The 18,053-nt window shown below is 71.6% G+C and carries 18 protein-coding genes and 1 pseudogene; 7 read left to right on the top strand and 12 right to left on the bottom strand.

Annotated features, from left to right (window positions below; all coding sequences use genetic code 11):
* The first annotated feature begins 172 nt into the window (after positions 1-172).
* From AB0N03_RS21520 to AB0N03_RS21530, 3 genes and pseudogenes are all read left to right on the top strand, one after another.
* Positions 173-577: a helix-turn-helix domain-containing protein gene (locus AB0N03_RS21520; protein WP_364374349.1), complete on the top strand. Its 405-nt coding sequence runs from the start codon at positions 173-175 to the stop codon at positions 575-577.
* 67 nt (positions 578-644) lie between these two features.
* Complete coding sequence (locus AB0N03_RS21525) at positions 645-992, top strand: hypothetical protein (protein WP_364374352.1); 348 nt, start codon at positions 645-647, stop codon at positions 990-992.
* Between the two features lie 810 nt (positions 993-1,802).
* A pseudogene (locus AB0N03_RS21530) lies at positions 1,803-1,847 on the top strand (hypothetical protein); the annotation flags it as partial.
* A 365-nt stretch (positions 1,848-2,212) separates the two neighbouring features.
* Here AB0N03_RS21530 and AB0N03_RS21535 read toward each other — a convergent pair.
* On the bottom strand, positions 2,213-3,145 hold the full coding sequence (locus AB0N03_RS21535) for a LysR family transcriptional regulator (protein ID WP_364374355.1): 933 nt from the start codon (positions 3,143-3,145) through the stop codon (positions 2,213-2,215).
* Positions 3,146-3,234: 89 nt separating this feature from the next.
* Between AB0N03_RS21535 and AB0N03_RS21540 the strand changes: the two genes are divergently transcribed.
* Positions 3,235-3,873 carry a LysE family translocator gene (locus AB0N03_RS21540; RefSeq protein ID WP_364374358.1) on the top strand — a complete coding sequence of 213 codons (639 nt, stop codon included), beginning with the start codon at positions 3,235-3,237 and terminating at the stop codon, positions 3,871-3,873.
* A 110-nt stretch (positions 3,874-3,983) separates the two neighbouring features.
* On the opposite strand, the gene AB0N03_RS21545 is transcribed toward AB0N03_RS21540, so the two are convergent.
* The 3 genes from AB0N03_RS21545 to AB0N03_RS21555 are packed head-to-tail and all read right to left on the bottom strand — an operon-like array spanning position 3,984 to position 5,890.
* Positions 3,984-4,331 carry an antibiotic biosynthesis monooxygenase gene (locus AB0N03_RS21545; RefSeq protein ID WP_364374361.1) on the bottom strand — a complete coding sequence of 116 codons (348 nt, stop codon included), beginning with the start codon at positions 4,329-4,331 and terminating at the stop codon, positions 3,984-3,986.
* Positions 4,328-5,083 (bottom strand): MBL fold metallo-hydrolase, encoded by a 756-nt coding sequence (locus AB0N03_RS21550; protein WP_364374364.1) that lies wholly within the window; start codon positions 5,081-5,083, stop codon positions 4,328-4,330. Before AB0N03_RS21550 ends, AB0N03_RS21545 begins: the two co-directional genes overlap by 4 nt.
* Before the next feature lie 27 nt (positions 5,084-5,110).
* Positions 5,111-5,890, bottom strand: coding sequence for an alpha/beta hydrolase (locus AB0N03_RS21555; RefSeq protein WP_364374367.1), 780 nt, complete (start codon positions 5,888-5,890; stop codon positions 5,111-5,113).
* 94 nt (positions 5,891-5,984) lie between these two features.
* Here AB0N03_RS21555 and AB0N03_RS21560 point away from each other — a divergent pair, with 94 nt between their 5' ends.
* On the top strand, positions 5,985-6,407 hold the full coding sequence (locus AB0N03_RS21560; RefSeq protein ID WP_364374370.1) for a MarR family transcriptional regulator: 423 nt from the start codon (positions 5,985-5,987) through the stop codon (positions 6,405-6,407).
* Positions 6,408-6,423: 16 nt separating this feature from the next.
* Here the strand turns inward: AB0N03_RS21560 and AB0N03_RS21565 are convergent, their stop codons facing one another.
* The 4 genes from AB0N03_RS21565 to AB0N03_RS21580 all read right to left on the bottom strand — a co-directional run bounded on the left by AB0N03_RS21565 (position 6,424) and on the right by AB0N03_RS21580 (position 10,978).
* Positions 6,424-7,098 carry a response regulator transcription factor gene (locus AB0N03_RS21565; RefSeq protein ID WP_364374373.1) on the bottom strand — a complete coding sequence of 225 codons (675 nt, stop codon included), beginning with the start codon at positions 7,096-7,098 and terminating at the stop codon, positions 6,424-6,426.
* Positions 7,095-8,240: a histidine kinase gene (locus tag AB0N03_RS21570; protein WP_364374376.1), complete on the bottom strand. Its 1,146-nt coding sequence runs from the start codon at positions 8,238-8,240 to the stop codon at positions 7,095-7,097. Before AB0N03_RS21570 ends, AB0N03_RS21565 begins: the two co-directional genes overlap by 4 nt.
* Positions 8,241-8,414: 174 nt before the next feature.
* Positions 8,415-9,956 carry an alpha/beta hydrolase gene (locus AB0N03_RS21575; RefSeq protein WP_364374379.1) on the bottom strand — a complete coding sequence of 514 codons (1,542 nt, stop codon included), beginning with the start codon at positions 9,954-9,956 and terminating at the stop codon, positions 8,415-8,417.
* A gap of 278 nt (positions 9,957-10,234) precedes the next feature.
* Complete coding sequence (locus AB0N03_RS21580; protein ID WP_364374382.1) at positions 10,235-10,978, bottom strand: SDR family oxidoreductase; 744 nt, start codon at positions 10,976-10,978, stop codon at positions 10,235-10,237.
* Positions 10,979-11,066: 88 nt separating this feature from the next.
* Between AB0N03_RS21580 and AB0N03_RS21585 the strand changes: the two genes are divergently transcribed.
* Positions 11,067-11,468, top strand: a complete 402-nt coding sequence (locus AB0N03_RS21585) for a helix-turn-helix domain-containing protein (protein WP_364374385.1) — start codon at positions 11,067-11,069, stop codon at positions 11,466-11,468.
* Here the strand turns inward: AB0N03_RS21585 and AB0N03_RS21590 are convergent.
* From AB0N03_RS21590 to acnA, 4 genes are read right to left on the bottom strand one after another with little or no spacing between them, the layout of a single operon-like run.
* The gene (locus tag AB0N03_RS21590; RefSeq protein ID WP_364374388.1) at positions 11,446-12,114 is read right to left on the bottom strand and encodes a GntR family transcriptional regulator; all 669 of its coding nucleotides are present in this window, start codon (positions 12,112-12,114) and stop codon (positions 11,446-11,448) included. The genes AB0N03_RS21585 and AB0N03_RS21590 overlap by 23 nt on opposite strands.
* Positions 12,111-14,333, bottom strand: coding sequence for an aminotransferase class III-fold pyridoxal phosphate-dependent enzyme (locus AB0N03_RS21595; protein WP_364374391.1), 2,223 nt, complete (start codon positions 14,331-14,333; stop codon positions 12,111-12,113). Before AB0N03_RS21595 ends, AB0N03_RS21590 begins: the two co-directional genes overlap by 4 nt.
* Entirely contained in the window at positions 14,330-14,494 is a 165-nt protein-coding gene (locus tag AB0N03_RS21600) for a hypothetical protein (protein ID WP_364374394.1), read from the bottom strand. The genes AB0N03_RS21595 and AB0N03_RS21600 overlap by 4 nt, the downstream gene beginning before the upstream one ends.
* Positions 14,487-17,051 (bottom strand): aconitate hydratase AcnA, encoded by a 2,565-nt coding sequence (gene acnA / locus AB0N03_RS21605; RefSeq protein WP_364374397.1) that lies wholly within the window; start codon positions 17,049-17,051, stop codon positions 14,487-14,489. Before acnA ends, AB0N03_RS21600 begins: the two co-directional genes overlap by 8 nt.
* A gap of 41 nt (positions 17,052-17,092) precedes the next feature.
* Here acnA and AB0N03_RS21610 point away from each other — a divergent pair, with 41 nt between their 5' ends.
* A complete protein-coding gene (locus AB0N03_RS21610) occupies positions 17,093-18,052 on the top strand; it encodes a threonine/serine dehydratase (RefSeq protein ID WP_364374400.1) in 960 nt (319 codons plus the stop codon).
* Position 18,053 lies beyond the last annotated feature (1 nt).

An 18,053-nucleotide genomic window follows, 5' to 3' on the forward strand; every position in this document is an offset into this window, starting at 1 on the left:
GTCCCCAAAGTGGTGACACCATGGGCAGGATCATAGCTACGCCCTAGTGCGCGGAACCGACTACTCCGCTCGGGGCAACCGCTTCCGGTAGTTCGGCCGACTAGGCCCTTGACTTGACGGACAGGTTGCTGTATTCGGTGGGCCGCGAACCTGGACGGCGCGGGTCCAGTCGATGAAGCCTGGTCTTCTCCTGGCCGGCAGGGCGCGGGACCACGGCTGGACTTTGGCCGAGCAGGCCGGCCGAGTGCCCCGGCTGATCTCCTGCTCAAGGTGGCGGACGTGGGTGTCGGCACGGAACGGGGCCAGCTGCGGACGGAGGGCGGCCAGTTTGCGGCCCACGTACCCGGCCGTTCCGGTCTGCCGTGCGACGTCGGCGGGTGTGTTGTTCTGTCACCCCAACACGATCCGCCATCGGCTGCGCCGGATCGAGTCGGCCACCGGTCGCTCCCTCAGCGACCCGAAAACCACCGCGGAGATCCTGATCGCGATCGAGGCCGCGTTACTCCTGTCGGAATCGCTCGTCGGCAGTCACCTGGCGTTTGAGTCAGGCACGGAGGAGTTGCGCACTCCCTTGTAGACCGGGGAACGAACGGCTTTCAGCAGGCCTTCGAAGTCGTCGACCAAGTCGAACACGTTTGATCCGGTTGACGCGACTGGAGATCTTCTCGATGTCTTCCGGCCTTTCGGCCTTCGGTGTGGCCTGGCTGGTCACCCGATCGCGGAACCGAATTTCACTCCTTCTTCGCGGCTCCGGTGAGCACAATGGATTGACTCGCTTGTTCGAGCGTCGGTGTCTCGTCGGTGGACGAGGCCTCTTCGGGATGTCACAACGGCGTCCACGTCAGCCCGGGATCGATGATGTGGAAATTGCCGAAAAGCGCCTCGATCTGCGCCTGGGCTATTCTATAATGCGCCCTCACTTCCTGGTGACGGCTGTCACCGCGCCGCCGCTCACCGTGCTGACCGAGGCCCGCCGGAGCCGACTCCGGTGACATCTTCCTGAACCCGACCTCCGCTGGTGGCGCCTACGCCGCGGCGCTCGCGATGGCTTCGGACGTGCGCGGGGCGAGTCCAGGTGGACTATCGAACAACGGCGAACGGCTGAGGAGGGGCTCGGTCGTGCCGGGCCGGTCGCGCTTACGACACCGAATCCCGCTTTCTGCGGCTTCGAGCCGGGGTAATGAATTCTGGGAAACGTAAGAATAAGCAGGCCGGGTCACCGGCAAAGAATCGAAGAAATCGACCATGACACTTTCCTGCATTGCAATTCTTCCTGCGGACCCGCCTGTTCCAGGCTGCTTCTGATGTTGTGTGGTGCCGGTGGGACGTCGGCAAGATAGTTGACAGTTCAGTCTCTTGATGTCATGGTAACTGGCGGTGATCGCGTCATTACGAGTTGACCGAGGCAGTGTGAGGTACGGGAGCTATCCTGAATGTCCGAATCAGTGGTGGTGTCGTTTCTTCCAACCATAAATTGCCCGGTCAGGTCAATAAGGTTGCCCGATCGGGCAACCTTATTGACCTGACCGGGCAATCTGTCATTCGTCGGTTTGCTTGGGCTAGTGGATGGCGACGGAGCTGAGCGGGTGAAGGATGAGGTTGCGGTCCTGCGGTCGGTCAGCTCCGCGTCCGGTGACGTCGAGCCGCAGCCACTTCGGCGGGTGCCGATCGCGGAGCTCGCCGGTGCCTTCTCGCCGCGCCTGAGCGGGGAGAGCCTGGAACACGCCAGCCTGCTGGCGGATCTGGACAAGCCGTTGCCCCCGATCGTCGTGCACCGGCCGACGATGCGCGTCGTGGACGGCATGCATCGCGTTCGCGCCGCGGCCCTGCGCGGTGAAGAGCACGTCAACGCGGTCTTCTTCGACGGGAGCGAGGACGACGCGTTCGTCCTGGCTGTCGAACTCAACCGCGCGCACGGTCTGCCGTTGTCCACCGCCGACCGGCGCGCCGCCGCGGATCGCATCGTCGCCGCACACCCCGAGTGGTCGGATCGCCGTATCGCCGCCGTCGCAGGGCTGGCGGCGAGCACGGTCGGTTCGATCCGTGCGCGTTCGACTGATCGGATCGAACAGCCGAACACCCGCATCGGGAGCGACGGTCGCCGTGGACACCGAAGGCCTGAACGCGAGCCGGTTCCAGGCCGAAATCACGATCGTCACGTGATCAGCGACGGCCAGAGCGGGACTCGAGGCGAGACTGATAGCCCGCGTGATCACTCGGATGCGGAGCCGGCGGCTTCTGCTTCAAGGGCGGCGATCATCGTTCGGACCGAGGCGGTGCCGAGCACGGCCGGCCGGGTGACTGCTACCGCGTGCCGCACGGGCCGAGTTGCCGGAGACAGCGGTCGAACGGCGACACCGCCGTGGAGCACGCTCAGCGCTAGGGCCGGGATCAGCGCGAGGCCCAGTCCGGCTGCGACAAATCCTTGTGCGGGCCAGTATTCGTCGGCTTCGGTCGGCCGGTCGGGAAGGAACCCGGCCTGCGCGAACGCAGCATCGGTGGCTTCGCGGCAGCAGCCGATCTCACAAGCGACGCGGATCCATGGCTCCTCGGCGGTGTCGGCCAGGTCGATCGTGCGCTTGCGGGCCAGCCGGTGGCCGCGCGGCAGGACGATCCTGAACGGATCGGTGAGCAGGGGCCGTCGAACGAGCGCGTCGTCGATGGCGGGGTCTTGGTGGTCCTCGATGATGGCGAGGTCCAGCTCTCCTCGTCGGAGCAGGCTCAGCGCGTCGTCCCGTTCGGCGACGCGAAGGGTGATCCCCAGCTCGGGTAGCTCCGATCTGGTCTGCGCGAGCGCTCGGGGTACAAGTTCGCCCCCGGCGGTGGCGAAGGACGCCATCCGCAGCACACCCGCCTCGCCCGCGGTCAACGCCGCGAGGGCCGCTTCGGCTTCGGCCGCCCCGTCGAGCAGTCCGGCAGCGTGCTGGGCGAGTAGCAGGCCGGCGGCAGTAGCTCGCACGCCCCGCCCCGCCGGCTCCAGCAACACCGACCCGGTCTGTCGTTCGAGCGCGGCGATGTGCTGGCTCACAGCCGACGGGGTGTAGCCGAGTTGCGTGGCGGCAGCTCGCACCGATCCGGCTGTTACCACGGCGTGCAGTGCGCGGAGGTGACGGAGATCAAGCACACCGAAACTGTACAGCAACACTGAACAGACGACCGGAAATCCTTGCTTGTGCTAACCAGTTCGAGTCCCGGAAGGTGAGGGCATCTCCCGATGAGAGGAACACGCTCGCGATGCCCACCTCCGACACGCTGCTGGTCTTCGCCGTCGTTTCGGCAGGAATCATGCTCATTCCCGGGCCGTCGAACTTCTACCTGCTCGCGCACGGAATCAGCCACGGCCGTCGAGCTGCGCTCGCCGCCGCTGCTGGAATCGAGGCCGCGTCACTCGTGCGCGTCCTGCTCGCCGCCGCAGGACTCTCGGCGGCGCTGGCCGCGTCCACAGTGGCTTTCACTGTGATCCGCTGGGCGGGAGTCGCCTATCTCGTATACCTCGGTTTCCAGGCGTCGCGCACTCCCGCACCGAAAGCGGGGACCTCCACACCCGTGGTGGCGACGGCCGTGGCCCGATCCGTCGGCAGAGGTCTGCTCGTCGGGCTGGGCAACCCGAAGATGATGGTCTTCTACCTCGCGTTCCTACCCCAGTTCATCCATCATGAACGCGGGTCCGAGACCATGCAGATCCTGGTCCTCGGCGGCGTGTTCTGGATTGTCGGCGCTGTCTGGGACCTCGCGTTCGCGTGGGCGTCCGCAACGATCGGGAACTGGCTTCGTCGCCGACCCCGGATCGCAGCGTTCCGACCAGGGGCCGAGGGGCTGGCCTATTTCGGCCTCGCCGGGTGGGCCGCGATCACCGGTTCACGATCGAACTGAGCTTGCATGGCCGCCTGGCATTCCCTGCCGAGTGCAGCATCGCCGAGAATCCCACCGCATCCGCCAACCGCCGGTTCGCGGCGCCGCCGGGCCATGGGCCACGCGCTGCTTCAGGGGATCGGCAGCTCGGCGAGCTGGACCAGCGCCGTCGCGTCCGTGGTGCTGTGCCGGGCCAGCTCGCCGAAGAACCGCGTCACGTGCTCGGTGGCCAAGTGCGCGTGGAACGCCTCGATATCGGTGTAGATCTCGTACAGGTAGAACACCCCGCCCGCCGTGACCTCCCGGAACGACCGGAACTCCGAACAGCCCGGCTCGCGCCGCACCGCGGCGGTGAGGGTCGTGATCGCGGCGGCGAGCTGCTCTTCGTGGCCGGGGATCGCCCGGACGACGGCCACCATCGGCCGCTCGCCGGGCGGGAGGTCGTCGCGGACCTCCGGCAGGAACCGCCGGTCGCTCACGGGACCGTCACCACGGTTCCAGGCAGGGCCAGGCGGACGTCGACCTCCGGGGCGAGGCGCGCGACCGCGTCGGCGTAGTGGCGCGGGTCCTGGTCCGCCTTCGTGATCATCCGGTCGCCCAGCCGTCCACTGTGGAACGCGTAGTGGTGCGGCACCGCCATGGCCGGCCGCAACGCCGCCGTCAGCCCTGCCGCCTCCTCGGCGTCCATGACCACCTGCCGCAGGTCCATCGGCCGGACGCACAGGCCGTTGGTGGGCAGGATGGCCAGGTCGACGGGCCCGAACCGGTCGGGAATGGTGTCCAGTTCGGGCACGCGCAAGGAATCGCCGCCGAAGAAGATCGTGCGCCCGTGCGCCTGGATGACGAACGTGACCTCGTGGACGCCGTGCTCGCCCGGCGTCGCCGTCACCGTCAGGTCCCCGACCGTGGCCGCCTCCCACGCTTCGACGGTGCGGACGTCGCGGAAACCCTTGCCGCGCGCGATGGTCGCGACGGTGCCGGGCCCGATCAGCGGCGTGCCCAGGTCGAAGCCCCCGGCGACGAGCGCGTCGAGGTCGCAGTGGTCGTAGTGCTCGTGGCTGACCACGACGGCATCGACCCGGCCGAGGGATCCGACGGTCGCGGCGACCGGTTCGCCCTGGTAGTAGACCGCGGTCTGGGTGAACCACGGGTCGGTCAGGACGCGAATCCCGCCGATGTCGATCAGCTGGCAGGCGTGCCCGATCCGGGTCACGCTCAAGGGGGTGCTCATGCGGTTCTCCTCGTCCGGTGCGGAAGATCAGAGGTCGAGCAGGGCGCCGAGCAGTTCCTCGGGCGTCTCCACCTGCGGCAGGTGGCCGGTGCGGGGGAGCGGGGTGAACTTCGAGAGCGGGATCGCGGCGGCGAAGGCCCGGCCGTAGTCCGGGCCGGCGATGCCGTCGCTTTCGCCCCACAGCACGTGGACCGGGATGTCGATGTCGCCGAGCCGCTTGGCGAGCGTCGGGTCGGACATGGCCGGGCCGGTGTAGCCGATCAGCGCTCGCACGTCGGGGCTCGGTCCGGTGCCACCGCCCGGCGGGACGGGCGCCTTGCTCGGGTCGTGGAAGGAGAACGACCGGAGCTCGGCCGGGGAAAGACCGCTGACGTCGGTGATCGGGTGCCCTTCGACGTCGATGCCGATCCCGTCGACGATCACCGCGCCGCTGACCCGCGGGCTCTTCCGCAGCGCGATCTCGGCGGCCAGCCAGCCGCCGAAGGAGTTGCCGAGCACGGTCACGTCGGTCAGGTCGAGCTCCTCCAGCAGGTCGACGTACACGCCGGCCAGCTCGGTGACGCTGCTCAGTTCCGCCGGTTTCGGCGTGCCGCCGAAGCCGGGGTGGGTGGGCAGCAGTACGCGGGAGTGGGTGCGCTCGGCGAGCAGGTCGGCGAAGCCGGCCATCGTGGCGACGCCACCACCGCCGTGCAGGAGCAGGAAGGGGCGGGTGCGGTCGCGGTCCTGGAGGGTCACTTCGACCGGGCCGAGGGCGTGGGTTTCGGTGCGGGTGGGCCGGAGCGAGCCGGCGGCGGGGAGCGTTGTCATGGTTCCTTCTCGGGGTTCGTGGGGACTTATCTAAGGAACCTTATATAAGCTTCCTTAGATAAGCAACCTGTCTTCGATGAGCTAGGGTGGGCGCATGAAGTACCGCCCGGGCGAGGTCTCCTTGGCCGTCAAACGCCTGCAGTACCGCCACCACCGCGCGCTGAGCCGGGCGCTGGCGCCGCTGGGGCTTTCGCTGGTGCAGTGGGACACCCTGCGGCACCTGCACCGCGAGCCCGACGCTTCGCTGCACGACCTGGCGGTCCTGACCTTCCAGACCGACCAGTCCTTCGGCTCGCTGGCCACGCGGATGGCCGAGCGCGGCCTGATCGAACGGGTTCCGGGACCGGGCCGGGCCGTCCGGCACCGGCTCACCGAGGAAGGGGCCCGCCTGCGCGCCGAGGGCCAGGACCTCGCGGACGCCGTCGTCGAGTCCTCGTTCCGGAACCTGTCGGCGGCCCAGGTCGACCAGCTGGGCGAACTGCTCGACCGGGTCCTCGGCCCGGACCCGACCGCCTAGCGGCCCCGTCCCGAGCTCACCCCGCGGCGCTGACGAGCCCGGTCCGGTAGGCCAGCACCACGGCCTGGACCCGGTCCCGCAGGTCGAGCTTGGTGAAGATCCGCGAGACGTACGTCTTCACCGTTTCCACGCTCAGCACCAGCTCGGCCGCGATCTCGGCGTTCGACAGGCCGCCGGCGATCAGCTCGAGCACCGCCCGCTCCCGGGGCGCGAGCCGGTCCAGGGGGCCATCGGCGGGAGCCACCGGCTGGATCCGGTCGGCGTAGCGGCCGATCAGCGTCCGGGTCACCGCGGGGGAGAGCAGGGACTCGCCGCGCGCCACCGTGCGCACCCCTTCGGCGAGCTCGTCCAGGGGTGCGTCCTTGAGCAGGAACCCGCTCGCCCCGGCCCGCAGCGCGTCGTAGACGTACTGGCCGACGTTGAACGTCGTGACGACCAGGACCTTCGCCGGGTTCGCCGCGTCGGGCCCGGCGACGCGGCGGGTCACCTCGATCCCGTCCAGCAGCGGCATCTGGATGTCCATCACGACGACGTCGGGGCGCAGCCGGTCGATTTCGATGAGCGCCTCGCGGCCGTTCGCGGCCTGGCCCACCACGTCCATATCCGGCTGGGCGCCGAGCACGGCCACGTACCCCGCGCGGATGAGTTCCTGGTCCTCGCAGATCAGCACCCGGATCGGCTCGCCGGTCATCGGCCGCTCCCCACGGGAGTGCCGGCCGTGGGGAATTCGGCGCTGACCCGGAATCCGCCGTCCGCCGGTCCGGCGGTGAATCGCCCGCCGAGCGCGTCGACGCGGTCGCGCAACCCGGCCAGTCCGCGCCCGCCGGAGCCGAGAGCGCCGGCCTCGGTCGCCGGACCCCGGGTGGTCACCTCGATTTCGAGGAGGTCCGCGCCGTAGCCGACGCGCACCCTCGCGGGCCGGCCGGCGGCGTACTTGGCCGCGTTGGTCAGTGCTTCCTGCACGATCCGGTACGCGGTGAGCTCGGTTTCCGCCGGCAACGCCGGGCGTTCGCCCGCTTCGACCAGCTCGACCTCCCGGCCCGGCTGCTCCACGAGGCCGCGCAGCGCGCTCAGGCCCGGCGTGCGCGCGCCGGTCGCTTCGAGGACACCGAGCAGGAACCGCAGTTCGGTGAGGGCGTCGCGACCGGAGCCGGTGATGGTGGCGAGCACGTCGGGGAAGCGTTCGGGCGGGAGGAACCGGGCGGCGTCGGCCTGGACCACCATGGCCGTCACGTGGTGGGTGACGACGTCGTGCAGCTCGCGGGCGAGGCGCTCCCGCTCGTCGGCCGCCGCGGCCCGGGCGGTGAGCCGCCGCCGCTCGGCTTCTTCCCGCCGTCGCTGCCGCACCAGGGCACCCAGCGACCAGAACAGGACCAGCACCACGTAGTAGACGACGTAGGTCGGCAAGTCCGTCGGGGATCCGCGCAAGACGACCAGGATCGCGAAGACGACGTATCCCGCAGACACCGCCGCGGGCAGCGCCCGACGGAACCGCTCCTCGCGCGCTCCGGCCGAATAGAGCGCGAAGTACAGCGCGAGACTGCCGATCGAAGGGGGACAGGCGAGCACTTCGTGCGCCGCGAAACAGGTCGCGATGATCGCGAGGGTCGCCGCGGGCCACCGGCTGCGCACCGCCAGCGGGAGCGTCTGCCCGAGCACGAGCACGACCGCCGCGAAACCGCCGTCGTGCCTCGGCAGATCGCCGAACTGGGCCCCGAGCATCGCGAGTCCCGGCACGAACGCGGCGGCGGTGACGGCCGCGGCGAGGGCCCGATCCCGGATTTCCGGAGTGACGCCTGCCCAACGGTTGCGAAGACGTCCCAGCGGCGGCATGGCGGGAGCCTAGCGAGGCCGCGCGCTTCCCGTTCGCCCCGGCGGAAAAAGGCGACCGCCCGACGGAGCTCGACGGTACGCGAGGGCAGGAATCGTGGTCAGCAAGGCAACCCGCTGCCGAATCCGCGGCGGCGCGGGCGGCCTCCGAGGGGAGGGCCGCCCGCGCCGGGATGCTCAATGCGGGGTGACGTCGGTGCAGTCGAAATCCTTGTCCGGCAGCCGGCCGGTGTCGAGGAAGGCCACGGTCGCGTTGTCGGCACAGGCCGAGCCTTCGTGGTAGACGTAGTGCCCGCCGTTGTCGACGCCGACGAAGGCGGCGCGGTTCCCCAGCGCTCGGCGCAGCCCGATGCCGGACTCCCACGGCGTGGCGTGGTCGCGGCGGTTCTGCAGGATCAGGGTGTTGCGCGCGCCCCGGTCCGGCACGGTCACCGGCTTCTCGATCGGCTGCGGCCAGAACGCGCACGGCCAGATGTTCGCCGGCATGCCCGCGGTCAGCGGCCACGCCTTGCGGTCGGCGGCGGTCTGCCGGGCGTAGCCGGCGACGTCGTGGGACCACTCGGCGTCGCCGCAGGTGAGGGCCAGGAACATGGTCGCCTGGTTGTCCGCGGGCACGCCCGGGGTGGCCGGGGTGTCGGCGAACACCTGCTGGAGCACCTTGCCGTCGGCCTCCGTGAGGTGGCCGTCGGCCAGGTCCGCGGCGGCCTTCCAGACCTGGGCGAGCACCGGCAGGGTGTCGTTGTGGATCAGCAGCGCGTAGGTGACGCTGCGCAGCATCGCCCCGGTCAACGACTGCGGTGTGCCCGGCACCGGCGCCGGCCGGTGGTCGAGCCGGTCGGCGAGCGCGAGGTAGGTCCGGGTGACTTCGCCCGGGGTGGCACCGAGGCCGAGGGCGGCGTTCTGCCCGGCGGCGACGGCGGCCGCGTCCGGGAACCGTTCGGCCATGCCCTTGCCCCAGCTCGCCGCCTCGCCGGCCCAGACGTGGGCGGGGTCGACGTTGCCTTCGAGGATCATGCGGTCGGTCCGGTCCGGGTACAGCGCGCTGTAGACGGTCCCGAGGTAGGTGCCGTAGGACTGGCCCCAGTACGAGATCTTGGCTTCGCCGAGGGCTTCGCGGACGCGGTCGAGGTCGCGAGCGGTGTTGGCGGTGGTGAAGTAGCGCAGGTTCTCCCCGGCCTTGGCGGCACACTTCCCGGCCGTGTCGCGGGCGGCCTGGACGTTCGCGTCGATCGAGCCGTCGGCGGCGGGGTAGGGGAAGAGGCCGGCGACGCTGGGGTTGTCGAGGCCGCAGCTCTGCGGGCTGCTGGTCCCGACGCCGCGCGGGTCGAAGCCGATCAGGTCGTAGCCGTCCAGCACGGGCTTCGGCAGCGTCGGCGCCATCGCACTCGGCGTGTCGAGACCCGGCAGCGCCGGACCGCCCGGGTTCAGCAGCAGGACGCCGTGGCGCTTCGCGGGGTCGGCGGCGCCCAGCCGGGAGATCGTGACGTCGATCGACGTGCCGTCCGGCCGGCCGTAGTCGAGCGGGACCTTCACCTTCGCGCAGGTGAGCCGGGGATCCCGCGGCGTGCCCGGCGCGGCTGCCGGGCACGCCCCCCACGTGAGGGTCGCGGCCGCCGGGCCGTCCTCGTCGTCGGCGCTGTCGCAAGCGGCCACGCCGAGAACGGTCAGTGCGGTGACCGCCAGGGTCGCGGCGAACCGCGTCCCGCGTGTCTTCCTCATGGTGCTCGCCCTCCGATTTTCCGCGGCGGCGGCCCCTTCCGGTCCGCCGTCCGCGGTGACGGCGACGAAGTTATCGAGGAAAGGACGGCGAAAACGTCACCCCGGGGCGAGCAACTCTTGTAGCTCGCCAGGGGGACAACGCACCGGTGTCCGATGTGGACACCGGGCGATGTACCGCGGCGACAGCGACCTCGACGACCGGCAGCCCGCCCTTGCCGAGCATCACCCGGCCGCCGGTGGACACACCAGCGCGAGGGCGACTTCGCTGCTCGCTCCCGTCATGACGCGCTCCTCGTCAGGCCGCCGTCGACGTAGGTCGTCGTGCCCGTCACGTACGAGGCCCGCGGCGAGGCCAGGAACGCCGCGACGTCGGCGAACTCGCGGACGGTTCCCCAGCGCCGCAACGGGATCTCGTCGGTGAGGTGGGACGGCACCCCGTCCGGGTACAGGACGTCCCGGCGTGGGGTGGCGATGCGTCCCGGTGCCAGGGTGTTGACGGTGATCCCGGCCGGTCCCAGCTCGGTCGCCAAGGTCTTCAGGTACCCGTGGATCCCGGGGCGGACCGCGTTGGAGGCGGCCATGCCCGGGGTGGGCTCCCGGACCCCGTTCGTCGTGATCGCCAGGATCCGCCCGCTCGAACTCCGGCGCAGGTGCCGGGCGCCGGCCTGCACGAGCCGGACGAGGGGGAGCAGCACCAGCTCGGCGGTCTCGACCACGTGCTCGGCCGTCAAGCCGACCGCACTGCCCGGCGGCGGTCCGCCGCTGTTCCACAGCACGATGTCCAGCCCGCCGAACCGCTCCACGGTTTCCGCGACCACGCGCGCGGGCTCGCCCGGCAGGCTCATGTCCGCCGGGACCGCGTGCGCACCGATCCTCGCGGCGTGCCCGGCCAGCACGTCCGCGCGCCGGGCGGTCATGACGAGGTTGGTGCCTTCCGCCGCCAGGGCCTCGGCGATACCCAAGCCCATTCCGGACGACGAGCCGCTGACGAGGGCGGTCTTGCCCGTCAAGCCCAGGTCCACGGCGATTCTCCTTCTGCGCGCTTCTTCATGCGGGCGAAGGTATCTTCGGGATATCGGTATCTTCAACGAAACCAGGAGGAGCCAGGCAATGGGCGCCGCTCACGACCTGCTGGCCGCCCGGTGCCCGAGCTGGGCGGTGCTCAACCTGATCGGTGCGCGCTGGGTGCCGACCGTGCTCACCGCCCTGGACCCGGGACCGATGAGGTTCACCGAGCTCAAGAAGGTCGTCGACGGCGTGACGGCCAAGGCGCTGACGGAGACGCTGCGCACCCTGGAGCACGACGGGATCGTCGACCGGATCGAGACCCCGTCGGCCGTACCTCCGAGAGTGGACTACGCGCTGACCCCGCTCGGTCGCTCGCTGCTCGAGGTGCTCACGCCGGTACGGGACTGGGCCGAGCGGCACGTCGGCGACATCGCCGAGGCACGCCGCCGGCACTCCGCGCGACACGGCGCGCCGGCGTCGGTCAGCGGGTCTCCAGCGCGGTGATGGCCCGGCGGCCGAGACTGCCTCGGACGTGCTTCTTCATCGCCCGCTTCGCCGCCCGGGCGTCTCCCGCGATGACCGTCTCCGCGATCTCGACGTGCTCGCGCCGCACCCGCTCGCGGTCCTCGTCGGAGTCCGGTGTCGACCGCAACCCCACCAGGCGGTACCGGTCGGCCTTGTCCCAGAGCCCTTCCAGCAACGACGACAGGAGCGGGTTGTGCGAAGCCGTGTACACACTGCGGTGGAACGCCCGGTGCAGGAGCAGCGCTTCGAAACCCGTCGACGTGCTGAGGGGCTCGAGGCCACGGAGCGCCGCTTCGATGGCCGCCACATCCGCGTCCGTGCGGCGGTCCGCCGCGAGCTCGGCCGCCAGCGGGTCGAGGTTCTCGCGGATCTCGAACAGGCTGCGCGCCTCGGCGGCGTCGAGCTCGGTGACCCGCGCGTCGCGGTGGGACGCGAGGGTCACCAGGCCCTCCGCGTCCAGCCGCCGGAGCGCCTCGCGCAGCGGTGTCGTGCTGACCCCCAGCTCGACCGCGAGCTGCTCCTGGGAGATGGTCTGCCCGGCGGCCAGCTCGCCGGCGAGGATGCGGCGGCGCAGCTCCTCGTAGGCGTACGCGTTCTTGGTGAGGGCCGGGCGGGGGCTGGTCATCCGGACAGCCTATAGCCCATAATCCGCGTCGCGTCCGCGAGGCGTACGACGAACTCGTCGGCGTGGGCCGTTTCCCAGACCAGCGGTGGACGCACCTTCAGCACGTCCCCGCCGGGGCCGGTGAGGCCGGCGAGCACCCCGCTCTCGACCAGGCCGTCGAGCAGGGTCCGCGCCACCTGCCGAGCCGGGACGCCGCCGACCGGCAGCACGTCGACGCCCGCCAGCAGCCCGGTGCCCCGCACCGAGCCGAGCACCGGCGTCTCGGCCGCCAGCGCGCGCAGGCCGCGGCGGAGGTGCTCGCCCACCCGGACCGCCTGGGCGGGGAGGCCGGTCAGTTCGAGGACGTCGAGGACCGCGTGGCCCGCGGCCGCGGCGGCCGGGGTCGCGGCGAACGTCGAGAAGTACTCGTACTTGCGCGCCAGCACGTCGGCGATTTCGCGGCGGGTGACGAGCGCGCCGATCGGGTAGCCCGCGCCCATCGGCTTGCCCAGCGTCACCAGATCGGGCGTGATCCCGGCGAGCGCGAACCGCCACAGCCGCGGCCCGCTGCGGCCGTACCCCGACTGGACTTCGTCGGCCAGGTACAGCGCCCCGGCCGCGTGGGCGCTCTCGACCAGCCCGGCCAGGAACTCGTCCGGCACGTCGAGGATGCCTTCCGAGGTGAACTGCGAGTCCGCGAGCACCAATGCCGGACGCAGGCCCGCGGTCTCGATCCGGGGTACCGCACCGGGATCACGCGGGGCGGCGAACGTGCCGACTCCCGCCGGCCGGTACCCCGGTGGCCACTCGTTCGAACTGAGGTCCGCCATCCACTTCGACGACCCGTGGTACGCGTGCTCGGCGACGATCGCCGCGTCGCCGCCGGTGTACTCGGTCGCCAGCCGCCAGGCCAGCTCGTTCGCCTCGGTGCCCGACGTCGTGAACAGGCACGTGTCCAGCTCGGGCGGCATCGTGGCGAGGATCCGTTCCGCGAGGCCGACGATCCCGCCGTGCAGGTACCGCGAGTGCGTGTTCAGCTCCGCCAGCTGCCGGCCGACGGCCCGCGTGACGGCGGGGTGCGCGTGCCCGACGACGGCCACGTTGTTGTACGCGTCCAGGTACCGCCGTCCGTCCCGGGCGTGCAGCCGGACGCCTTCGCCGCGGACCAGTTCGAGGGGGCGGCGGTAGAACAGCGGGGACAGCCCGCCGCCCATCGCCGCCGCCCGCCGGGACGGCAGCTCGCTCGCCGGGATGGCCGAGGCGAGGTCGCGGGTTCCGGCCAGCCGCGCCAGCCGCTCGCCCAGCTCGTCCGGGGTGAGCGCGCCGAGGAGGCGCAGCACGCGCTCGCTGGTGTCGTCGTACTGCGTGATGTACCGCTCGTTGTCGCTGTGCGCTTCCCGCCGCGTCGCCGACACCGCCAGCGTCGTGAGCAGCCGGGCGATCACCAGCTCGCCGAGCACGGCGACCTCGGCCGCACCCAGCTCGCGATGCCGCTGGTAGCCGCGCAGCACGGCTTCGGTCGCGCGCCAGGCGTCCCCGGCCCGGCGCAGCACCGAGGTCAGCGTGACGGCCAGGTCCGTGACGGCGGCCGTGTGGTGCATGTCGCCGAAGTCGATCACACCGGTGACCGCGCCGGCTTCGGCCAGGACGTTGGTGAGCGTGACGTCGGCGTGCTGCAGCCCGGCCGGGAGCGTGGCCGTCGCGGCCAGCGCCGGGGTGACGCGCGCGACCAGTTCGTCGAAGCCGGCGAGGCCCGATCCGGCCACCACTTCCGGCGTCCGGCGGATGTCCCACAGCAGCTCCCGCCCCGCCGCGGGGTGGAAGAACCCTTGCAGCGCAACGGAAACCCGCGCCGCGACCGAGCCCACTCGCGTGGCCAGGTCGTCGTCGATCGAGCTGCCTTCCAGCGGACGGCCGGGCAGCAGCGTGATCAGCCGGGCCAGGCAGGCGCGGCCGGTGTCGTCCGTCAGCCGGGCGACCTCCCCGACCGACTCCGGCACCGGCAGCCCGGGCTCGGCGGCGTGGACGTGCGCGAGCGCGCGGACCTCCATGTCGACGACGTCGGCGCGTTCGGCCGAGTTCGAGATCTTGAGCACGAACCGGTCGTCGACGAGCACGTTGAGGTCGCGTTCGCTGTCGAGCGGCTTCAGCGCGGCGTCCGCGAGGTCCCAGTGCTCGCGCAGCGCGGCGCGCAGGCTCTCGGGGGAGAAGGCCGGGGCCGGTTCGGTGAAGGTGCTCATGCGGGGAGGTCCTTTCCGGGGGTGCCGGCTTCCAGGGTGAACGGGTCGTCGTGGCCGGGGTAGACGACGTCGGCGCGGGCGAGGTACACCCCGCAGAATCCGATGCAGCCCTGGTCCGAGCTTTGTCCCTGGCCGCAGAGCAGGGGATCGACGTCAGCCACGGAACCGGCCCAGCGTGTAGGGCAGGACGCCGCCGTGGGCGTAGTAGACGGCCTCTTGCGGGGTGTCCAGCCGGGCACGGACTTCGAACTCGAACGCCGGCGCCGCGGCCGGCCGGACCCGCACGGTGACCGGGCGCGTGGGGTCGTCGACGGCTTCGGGGATGCCGAGCAGGTCGAACTCCTCGGTGCCGTCCAGCCCGAGCGCGCCCGCGCTCTGCCCGTCGGCGAACTGCAGCGGCAGCACGCCCAGCTGGACCAGGTTGGCCCGGTGGATCCGCTCGAACGACTCGGCCAGCACGGCCCGCACCTTCAGCAACGCGGTGGCCTTCGCCGCCCAGTCGCGCGACGAACCGGTGCCGTACTCCCGGCCCGCGATCACGAGCAGGGGAGTGCCGGCGAACGATCGGGCGGCGTCGAACACCGGCACGGCTTCCCCGGCGGCGTCCCGGGTCAGGCCGCCCGGCCCGAGCCGGTTCTTCAACCGTGGGTTGGCGAACCCGCCGCGGACCATCACCTCGAAGTTGCCGCGGCGGGAGGCGTAGGTGTTCAGGTCCGCCTCGCCGAGCCGGGTCAGGTAGCGCCCGGCGCAGCTCGACGGCGGGATGCGCCCGGCCGGGCTGATGTGGTCCGTGGTCACGGAATCGCCGAGGAGCAGCAGCACCCGCGCGTCGCGGAGGTCCTGCGGCGGCGGCGCGACGTCGTCGAGGAACGGCGGGCGGCGCAGGTAGGTCGAGCCGGCCGGCCACTCGAACCGGGCTCCGCCCGCCGCGGGCACGCCGGCCCAGCGCTCGTCGCCGGTGAAGACATCGGCGTAGGCGTCGCGGAACAGCTCCGGGGTCAGGTGGGCGGTGACGACGGCGTCGACCTCGGCGTCGTCCGGCCAGAGGTCGGCGAGGAACACCGGCTCGCCGTTCGCACCGGTGCCGAGCGGCTCGGTGGTCAGGTCGCGGGTGATCGACCCGGCGAGCGCGTACGCGACCACCAGGGGCGGCGACGCGAGGTAGTTGAGCGAGACGTCGTTGTTGATCCGGCCGTCGAAGTTGCGGTTGCCCGACAGCACGGACGCGACGACGGTGCCGTCGGCGACCGCCGCGGCGACTTCCGGCAGCAGCGGCCCGGAGTTGCCGATGCACGTCATGCAGCCGTAGCCGACGAGCTGGAAGCCGAGCTCGTCGAGCGGGCCGTCGAGCCCGGCCCGGCGCAGGTACTCGGTGACGGTCTTCGAGCCCGGCGCGAGACTGGTTTTCACCCACGGCTCGGCCGTCAGGCCGCGGGCGCGGGCGTTGCGGGCGAGCAGGCCCGCGGCGACCATCACGTGCGGGTTGGACGTGTTGGTGCACGAGGTGATCGCCGCGATGGCCACGGCCCCGTCCGGAATCGCGCTGTCCGTTGTGGATCCGATGGCGGCCCGCGCGTTCGCCGGGACGTCGCCGAGCGCGACGCGGTCCTGCGGCCGCCGCGGCCCGGCGAGGGACGGGATCACGGCGGAGAGGTCGATCCGCACCCGCTCGGCGTACCGCAGGTCGGCGCCCGGGTCGTGCCAGAGGCCCTGTTCCTTCGCGTACACCTCGACGGCGGTGACGTGCCCGGCCGCGCGTCCGGTGAGCCGCAGGTAGCCGAGCGTCGCGTCGTCGATCGGGAACATCGCCGCGGTGGCGCCGAACTCCGGGCACATGTTCGAGATCGTCGCGCGGTGGGCGAGCGGGATCCGGGCGACCGCGGGGCCGGTGAACTCGACGAACTTCCCGACGACGCCGTGCGCGCGCAGCGTCTCGGCGATGGTGAGCACCAGGTCGGTCGCGGTGACGCCGGGGCCCAGCTCACCGGTCAGCTCGACGCCGACGACGGGCGGGACGAGCAGGCTCAGCGGCTGCCCGAGCAGCGCGACCTCGGCCTCGACCCCGCCGACGCCCCAGGCCAGCACGCCCAGCGCGTTGACCATGGTGGTGTGGGAGTCGGTGCCGGCGCAGGTGTCCGGGAACGCCCAGCCGTCGCGGCGTTCGACCACGCTCGCCAGGTACTCGAGGTTGATCTGGTGCATGATCCCGGTGCCGGGCGGGACGACGCGCAGCCCGTCGAGCCGTTCGCCCCACTTGAGGAAGCGGAACCGTTCGGCGTTGCGCGTGTACTCGATCTCGACGTTGCGGCGCAGCGCGTCCGGGCGGCCGGACACCTCGGTCGCGATCGAGTGGTCGACGGTCAGGTGGCTGGGGATGTGCGGGCGCACCGCCGCCGGGTCGCCGCCCGCCTCGGCCACGGCGTCGCGCAGCGCGGCCAGGTCCGTCAGCACCGGGACGCCGTTGGTGTCGTGCAGGAAGACCCGCGACGGCGAGAAGGCGACGACGCCGGTTTCCCCGCGCACGAGCCGGTCGATCTGCCCGGCGGTGACCGTGTGGCCGTCTTCGTGGCGCAGCAGGTTTTCGAGCAGGATCTTGTGGCTCAGGGGCAGCCGCCCGGCGCCGGGCACGGCGTCCAGGCGGTGCACCCGGTACCGCGTGCCGGCCAGGTCGAGCCGGCTCAGGCTGGTGTAGCTGTCCGCCCTGCTTGTCGTCTTCACGCCGATCCTCTCCGCATAGCTTATAGGCTATAATATCAGGCATGACCTCCCTCCTGGACCGGATCATGGACGCGCACCGCGGCATCCGCCCCGAAGTGCCCGTGAGCACCCTCGAACGCAGCCGGCTGCTGTCCGATGAACTGGGCTCCGACGTGTGGCTGAAGACCGACCACCTGATGCCGACCGGCTCGTTCAAGGTGCGCGGCTCGGCCAACAAGATCCGCGTGCTCGGCGACGCGGCGAAGCGGACCGGCGTGATCACGGCGTCGACGGGCAACCATGGCCAAGGCGTCGCGCGGGCCGGGAGGCTGGCCGGCGTCGCCGTGACCGTCTACGTCGCCGGGACGACGACGCGGGCGAAGATGGCCGCGATCGAGGCGCTGGGCGCGGACCTCGTCGTGGTCCCCGGCGGCCCCCTGGACGCCGAGGTGGAAGCGCGCAAGCAGGCCGGGCACCAGGGCAAGCCGTACGTGGCGCCGTACAACGACGTCGACACCGTGGCGGGACAGGGCACGCTGGGGGTGGAACTGGCCGAGCAGGCCCCGGACCTGGACGCGGTGTTCGTCTGCGTCGGCGGGGGCGGCCTCATCGGCGGTGTGGGGACGGCCCTGAAGGCGCTGAGCCCGCGGACCCGGGTGGTCGGCGTCTGGCCCGAGGCGTCGACCTGCCTGCTGGACTCGCTGAAGGCGGGCGAAATCGTCGAGACGCCCGAGTCGCCGACGCTGTCGGACGGTTCGGCCGGGGCCGTCGAGCCGGGCTCGGTCACGTTCCCGATCTGCCAGGACGTGATCGACGAGACCGTGACGGTCTCCGAGGACGAGATCGCCGGCGCGATGCGCAAGATCGCGGAGGGGGAGCGCTGGATGATCGAGGGCGCCGCCGGGGTCGCGGTCGCCGGGCTCGTCAAGTCCGCGCAGCGGTACCGGGGGAAGAAGGTCGCGGTCGTCCTCTGTGGACGCAACGTCACGCTGGAGACCTTCCTGCGCGCTGTGGCCGTGTGAC

This window comes from Amycolatopsis sp. NPDC051061 (assembly GCF_040682935.1).
In the GTDB taxonomy this organism is placed as follows: domain Bacteria; phylum Actinomycetota; class Actinomycetes; order Mycobacteriales; family Pseudonocardiaceae; genus Amycolatopsis.